Source organism: Streptomyces albidochromogenes (genome assembly GCF_005981925.1).
Classification (GTDB): Bacteria; Actinomycetota; Actinomycetes; order Streptomycetales; family Streptomycetaceae; genus Streptomyces; species Streptomyces albidochromogenes.
Map to the genome: position 1 here is coordinate 1 of NZ_VBVX01000377.1, position 5,666 is coordinate 5,666.

Annotated in this window: 6 protein-coding genes and 1 pseudogene; 1 reads left to right on the top strand and 6 read right to left on the bottom strand. The window is 75.6% G+C overall.

The annotated features are described in order from the left end of the window. The 6 genes and pseudogenes from eboE to E2E34_RS37550 form a co-directional block, all read right to left on the bottom strand. The coding region (gene eboE / locus E2E34_RS30415; RefSeq protein WP_138905085.1) for a metabolite traffic protein EboE at positions 1–933 on the bottom strand (933 nt) is incomplete at its 3' end. A 17-nt stretch (positions 934–950) separates the two neighbouring features. Then, entirely contained in the window at positions 951–1,802 is an 852-nt protein-coding gene (locus E2E34_RS30420) for a TatD family hydrolase (RefSeq protein WP_138905086.1), read from the bottom strand. Beyond that, a complete protein-coding gene (locus E2E34_RS30425; protein WP_138905087.1) occupies positions 1,802–2,560 on the bottom strand; it encodes an EboA domain-containing protein in 759 nt (252 codons plus the stop codon). Before E2E34_RS30425 ends, E2E34_RS30420 begins: the two co-directional genes overlap by 1 nt. Continuing rightward, the gene (locus E2E34_RS30430) at positions 2,554–3,483 is read right to left on the bottom strand and encodes a sugar phosphate isomerase/epimerase family protein (protein ID WP_138905088.1); all 930 of its coding nucleotides are present in this window, start codon (positions 3,481–3,483) and stop codon (positions 2,554–2,556) included. Before E2E34_RS30430 ends, E2E34_RS30425 begins: the two co-directional genes overlap by 7 nt. Then, positions 3,480–4,847, bottom strand: coding sequence for a UbiA family prenyltransferase (locus tag E2E34_RS30435; RefSeq protein WP_439333697.1), 1,368 nt, complete (start codon positions 4,845–4,847; stop codon positions 3,480–3,482). The genes E2E34_RS30430 and E2E34_RS30435 overlap by 4 nt, the downstream gene beginning before the upstream one ends. Next, positions 4,784–5,248, bottom strand: a pseudogene (locus tag E2E34_RS37550) (inositol-3-phosphate synthase); the annotation flags it as partial. The gene E2E34_RS30435 and the pseudogene E2E34_RS37550, both read right to left, overlap by 64 nt. On the opposite strand from E2E34_RS37550, the gene E2E34_RS37555 reads away from it, so the two are divergent. Beyond that, positions 5,174–5,666 (top strand): bile acid:sodium symporter (locus E2E34_RS37555; RefSeq protein ID WP_439333696.1); only part of this gene is annotated, 493 nt, incomplete at its 3' end. The pseudogene E2E34_RS37550 and the gene E2E34_RS37555 overlap by 75 nt on opposite strands.

Consider the following 5,666-nt stretch of genomic DNA (forward strand, 5'->3'; position numbering starts at 1 on the left):
GTGCAGGGGGACGTGGAAGTGGGCGCGCCAGGGGGCGCCGTCGGGGAGCACCGCCTCGGTGAGGGCCTCGCCGAGGTCGTCGGTGCCGCGCAGGCCGGCCGCGGTGCGGGTGCGGGTCTGGTGGAGGAAGCGCGGTTCGGCGAAGGCGGCGAGGGCTTCGCGGACCTCGGGGAGGTGGGGGTGTTCGGCGTGCAGGGCGGCGGAGAGCTGGGCTTTGGGGATGGTGACTCCGGCCGCGGTGAGCGCGTCGAGGGCGGTCGCCGGGTCCTCGAAGGAGGTGGCGAGGTGGCAGGTGTCGACGCAGACGCCGATGCGCGGCGAGGCCAGGCCGGTGAGGGGGCCGATGGCGTCGGCGGTGGTCTCGATCGTGCAGCCCGGCTCGGGTTCGAGACCGATGCGGACGGACTTGCCCGTCAGCTCCTCCAGGGCGTCCAGGCGCTCGGCGAGCGTGGTGAGCGCCGCGCGGGCGGCCTCGGCGGCGGCCGCGCCGAAGGGGACGCGCCAGGCGAGCGGGAGGGTGGAGATCGTGCCCTCGGTGACGTCCTCGGGCAGCAGCGCGGCGAGGAGGTGGGCGAGGTCGGTGGTGTGGTCGAGCCGCGGGGCCTCGGTCCAGTCGGGCCGGTAGACGCGGTACTTGACCTCCTCGGCACCGAATCCCGCGTACGGGAAGCCGTTCAGGGTGACGACTTCGAGTCCGCGTCTGTCCAGTTCGCCGCGCAGTCCGCGCAGGGCCGCCGGGTCGGTGGTCAGGGCGCGCGCGGCGTCCTTCGCGAGCCACAGACCGATGCCGAGGCGGTCGCGGCCGAGGCGTCTGCGCACGGGCTCGCAGTGGTCCCGCAGCTGGGCGAGTACGCCGTCGAGGGTCTCGGCGGGGTGGACGTTGGTGCAGTACGCCAGGTGGACGGTGGAACCGTCGGGGTGGCGGAAGCGCATGGTGGCCGGCCTCCTTCTCATTCCCCGCCGCGAAGGATGGAGTTGCCCTCGTGGAGCGGCTCGGGGCAGTCGGTCACGTCGAGCCGCAGGCGGCCGCTGAGGCCGTAGAAGGCGACGGGGTTGCGCCACAGGACCTGGTCGACGTCGTCCTCGGTGAAGCCGGCGGCGAGCAGGGCGTCGCCGACCCTGCGGGTCTTGAGCGGGTCGCTCTTTCCCCAGTCGGCGGCGGAGTTGACCAGTACCTTCTCGATGCCGTGGTCCTTGATGACGGCGACCATCCGGTCCTCGTCCATCTTGGTGTCGGGGTAGATGGAGAAGCCGAGCCAGCAGCCGCTGTCAGTGGCGGCCTTTACGGTGGTCTCGTTGAGGTGATCGAGCAGGACGCGCTCCGGGGGGAGGTCCGATTCACGGATGACGTCGACGGTGCGGTGCAGACCGGCGAGCTTGTCGCGGTGCGGGGTGTGCACGAGGGCGGGCAGCCCGTGGTCGGCGGCGAGCTGGAGCTGGGCGGCGAGGGCGGTGTCCTCGGCGGGCGTCATGGAGTCGTAGCCGATCTCGCCGACGGCGACGACCGAGTCCTTGACGAGGTAGCGGGGAAGCGCGTCGAGAACGGGGGTGCAGCGGGGGTCGTTCGCCTCCTTGGGGTTGAGGGCCAGCGTGCAGTGGTGGGCGATGCCGTACTGGGAGGCGCGGAAGGGCTCCCAGCCGAGGAGGGCGTCGAAGTAGTCGAAGAAGCTGGCGGGCGAGGTGCGGGGCTGGCCCAGCCAGAACGACGGCTCGACGACGGCGCGCACTCCGGCGGCGTACATCGCCTCGTAGTCGTCCGTGGTGCGGGAGGTCATGTGGATGTGGGGGTCGAAGATGCGCATCAGGACTCCTCGGAGGGGGCTGCCGTGACGTGGGGGCGGTCCGCCGTGTCGCGGTCGGCCGTGAGGGCGAGGACGCGGTGGAGATCGTCGGGTACGGGGCGGCCCGCGGCGGTGCGTTCGGCGGCGTAGTCGCGGAGCATCCGGGCCAGTTCGGCGTCGCCCCGGGCGCGCGGGGCCAGGCCGTCGACGGCGTCCACCGGCACTCCGGTGAACAGGCACTTGAGGACGGCGTGCCGCCAGGCGTGCTGATCGAGGTGCTCGGCGGCGTACGGGCCGACGGCGGCGGCCACGAGGCGGGTGTCGTTGGTGCGCAGGGCGTCTTCGACGAGCGCGAGCGCGGAAGCCGGTGGGGTGTGCGCGCTCAGGTGCGGGAGGGCGAGCAGGACGGCGCGGCGTTCGGCGGCGCTGCCGTGCGTGTAGAGGCGGCTGGTGGTGTCGTGGCCGGCTCGTACGGTGTGCAGGAGCAGGACGCGGGCGGCGTCGGCGAGGTCCTGGGCGCTCGGGCCGGACGGGCCGCCGCGGGCGGGGCGGCAGTGACGCCCGGCTTCGGCGAACCGGAGTTCCCAGGTGGGGAGGGTCCACAGGGACCGGCCCGCCGCCCCGGCCTCCGCTGCGGTTTCGGCGTCCGCTGCGGCCTGCGCCTCCGCCAGGGCTTCGTGGAGCCAGGCGCGGTCCGCACCCGCCAGATGCTCTTCGAGCGCGGCCTGCACGGCGCGGGCGGGTGAGCCGTCGGTCAGTTCGGTCAGGGCGGTCAGCATCGCGCGTCATCCCCCGCCGGTACGAGCGGCCCGGCGGGCAGCGCCCCGCGCAGGAAGTCGAGGGACTGTGCGGCCAGGGCGGGTCCGGCGTGCGAGTGGCGGGGCAGTTCGACGACCGTCAGGCCCTGGTAGCCGCTGGTCGCGAGTGCTTCCAGTACGGGTGGGAAGTCGATCTCGCCGTCCCCGAACGGCAGATGCTCGTGCACGCCCCGGCGCATGTCCTCGATCTGCACGTGCCGCAGCCACGGGGCGGCCTCGCGCACGCAGTCGGCGGGAGAGGACGGTTCCAGGCACTGGCAGTGGCCGATGTCGAGGGTCAGGCCGAGGGAGGGCGGGTCACCGAGGGCACGGCGCAGGTGGTGGAAGTCGGCCAGGGTGGCGAGGAGGTGCCCGGGTTCCGGCTCGACGGCGAGCGGTACGCCGGCGGAGGCGGCCGCGTCGGCCACCGGGCCGAGCGATCGCGTCAGCCGCTGCCAGGCGCTGTCGGGCGGGGTGCCGGCCGGGGTGACGCCGCTGAAGCAATGGACGGCGTGGGCGCCCAGGTCCGCCGCCACGCGTACCGCCGTGCGGAGCAGACCGGCGCGGGCCGCGCGGCCGGCCGGGTCCGGGTCGAGCAGGGACGGGCCGTGCTTGCGGCGCGGGTCGAGCACGTACCGCGCGCCGGTCTCGACGGTCACGCCCAGACCGAGCCGCGACAGCCTGCGGGCCACCCGGGCCGTCTCGGCGGCGAGCCCGGGGGCGAGGGGGTCCAGGTGCATGTGGTCGAGCGTCAGCCCGACGCCGTCGTACCCGAGGTCGGCGAGGAGGGCGAGGGCGTCGTCCAGCCGGAGGTCGGTGAGCCCGTTGGTCCCGTAGCCGAACCGGACGGGCCCGGGGGCGGGACGGGCGCCGGAGCTGGAGTGACGTACGGGGTCGCCGGTCATGTGGGACTCACCTTTCGCGACAGTGTGCGGGCGACGGGCACGAGCCCGATGAGCGCCGCCCCGGCTCCGACCGCACCGCTGCGGGCGGCGAGCGCGGCCTGCAGCGGGATCATGGCGCGGATCCCGCCGCCGACGGCTCGCTGGGTGAGGGCCGGTGAGGGGTTGAGCGCGGCGTGCAGGAACGGCTTGGCGGCGGTGCGGAGGTAGGCGGCGGCCGCGAGGCCGGCGGGCGTCGCCAAGCGGGTGGCGACGCTGTGCGCCCGGTGGCGGGCGCCGGGTTGCCGGGTGGCCGGCGCGGGTGCGCCGCCGGCTCCCCGGGGCGGCGCCATGGCGCCCGCGTCACCGGGGCGGGCGCGGGCGGTCAGGGTGGCCAGTACGGCGGTTGCCGCGAGGGCGGCGAGAGGCGTGCCGGTGGAGCCTCCTTGCGTTTCCCGGCGCGAGAGAGCCGTGACGGCGTAGGTGTGCGCGCCCAGCACGGTCGCGGCGGTCAGTGCGTCGCGTCCGGGGGTGGGCCGTGTCCTGCGGCCCTCGTTCCTCGCCCCGCCACCCGCACCGAGGAGTCGCTCCGGACCCCGGTCGGCGGACGCCGGACCGGCCGCACTCCGGCGCCGCGCAGGGCGGGCCGCGTCACGAGCGCCTGCCCCGGCCACGGCGGGTCCGGCCGGCGACCGAACGCCCCGGAAAGCGGGGAGGGTGTCCGGCCGGCCCCGTGTCGCCGTCGCCGTCGCGCCGAGGAGCAGGTCCAGGGCCCGGGCCGCGGCCATCGTCGCCGGGGCCGCCGGGGTGTGCTTCAGGCGCAGGTCGTACGCCCACACCGTGGCGGCCAGCCCCGAGGCCACCGCCAGCGCCGGCCGGCCCGCGGCGGCGGCCAGCGCGAGGCCCGCGGCCGTCAGCGCGCCCGACGCCGCCAGGGCGGCCCGAGGTGTGACGCGGCCCGAAGGGATCGGGCGGTGCGGACGGTCCACCGCGTCCTCGGCGCGATCCGCCCAGTCGTTCAGCGCCATGCCCGCCTCGTACAGACACAGCGAGGCTCCGACGGCCAGCGCCGTGCCCCGGTTCGGATGTACGCCGACGCACGCCGCTCCCGCCACCGCGTCACCGGGGACGGTGAACAGGGCGGAGACGCGCAGGAGTTCCGCCCACGCGGCCGCGCGCCCGGACGGCCTCACCGGGCCGCCCGCAGCCGCGCCCCGAAGCCGAGCAGCGCCTCGTACTGCGCCGCGAGCGCCGCCGGGCCGCCGTCGTCCGGGTCCTTGAAGTAGAAGCCCAGCTCCGGCAGCGGCCCGGACACGCCCACCTCGTGGGCCCGGGCCAGCAGCCGGGCGAGGTCCAGCACCAGCGGCGCCGCGAGCGCCGAGTCGCAGCCCTGCCACGTCGTCTGGAGCGTCATGCGCGAGCCGAGGAAGCCGTCGAAGGCGATGTGGTCCCACGCCGTCTTCCACTCGCCGAGCGCCGGTACGTCGTCGATGTGGACGTCGCCCTCGGGCAGCACGCCGAGCGTGTCGGCCAGTACCCGGTTCTTGCCCGCGTTCTTCGCCGCCGCCGCGGCCGGGTCGGCCAGCGCTGCCCCGTCCCCGCCGCCGAGCAGGTTCGTGCCGGACCACGCCCGTACGGACAGGGCCCGCTGCACGAACATCGGGGCGAGTACGGAACGGAGCAGCGTCTGGCCCGTCTTGCCGTCGCGTCCCGCGTGGGGAAGGCCACTGGCCGCGACGGCGTCCTGGAGGGCCGGCGCGCGCAGCCCGGTGGAGGGGGTGAAGTTCACGTACGGACAGCCCGCCCGCAGCGCCGCGGCCGCGTAGAGGGAGCTGGGCGGCAGGGTGCCGGGGTCCGTGGGCGCCGGTTCGGTCGAGGCCACGTTGACGACCACGACCCGGTCGAGGCCCCGGCGCCGGGCGAAGTCGCGCAGGTCCGCCGCGAAGCCGGTGATGAGTTCCTCGTCGCCACGTGTGTCGCCGGGCAGGGGGCCACCGGTCCGGATCTCCCGGTCGGCCGAGGCCAGTTCGCTGCGTACGGCGGAGGCCAGGCCGTACGGCAGGACGCCGGCGGCCTCCAGTTCCTCTGCCTCGTCCCCTCCACCGTCCAGTCCTCGATCGCCTTCACCTCGATCGCGCGCGGGAACGTTCCGGCGGCGATCTGCGCGGGCTCCTTCTCCAGCCTCGTCGGGATCGTCGCCACCCCGC